The organism is Vibrio sp. B172a, assembly GCF_030248355.1.
In the GTDB taxonomy this organism is placed as follows: Bacteria; Pseudomonadota; Gammaproteobacteria; order Enterobacterales; family Vibrionaceae; genus Vibrio; species Vibrio owensii.
Map to the genome: position 1 here is coordinate 1 of NZ_JAHGAC010000062.1, position 789 is coordinate 789.

1 pseudogene is annotated in these 789 nt (G+C 45.6%); it reads right to left on the reverse strand.

The annotated features are described in order from the left end of the window. A pseudogene (gene vmeF, locus KIT90_RS27790) lies at positions 1–789 on the reverse strand (multidrug efflux RND transporter permease subunit VmeF); the annotation flags it as partial.

The window sequence follows — 789 nt, forward strand, 5'->3', positions numbered from 1 at the left end:
TGTTCATACCTTGGCCCATAATAACCAAACCAAGAAAGCCACCAAATACACCCATCGGCACCGTAAACATGACCACTAACGGGTTTACGAAGCTTTCAAACTGAGCCGCCAACACGAGATACGCCACTAGCAGTGCCAATGCAAACACAACAGCAACACTCGCTTGGTTCTCTTTAAAGTCTTTCGACTCCCCCGAATAACTCACCGAAATGTCACCCGGTAAGTTGTCGATGGCTTCCTGGTCTAGGTAATTCAGCGCATCTCCTAATGTATAACCTTCCGACAGGTTGGCAGTAATAGTGATGGACTTCTGTTTGTTGTAGTGAGAAAGACGAATAGAGGCAGCCACTTCTTCAATTTTTGTGACCGCATCTAACGTCACTAGCTGACCGCTATTCGTGCGCAGATAAATCTGACTTAAATCTGCAGCATTATTAAAGCTATTTTCATCACCGCGAAGATACACATCGTACTCTTCGCCACGCTCAATATAAGTCGTTTCGCTTTTACCACCGAGCATGATTTCTAGGGTGTCAGAAATGTCTTTAACACTGACTCCTAGCTCTGCGGCACGCTGTCGGTCAACTGTAACCAATAACTCAGGCGTTTTTTCCGAGTAATCTATCTCTGCTCCTTCCATCATTGGTGATTCTTCTGCTTTGTTCTTTAGCATTTCAGCCCAAACAACGAGCTCATCGTAATCAGAGCCGCCTAATACGAACTGAACTGGCTCACTCGAACCACCTTGGAAACCTGGCATAAATGGGAACACTCGAACATCTGGGATAC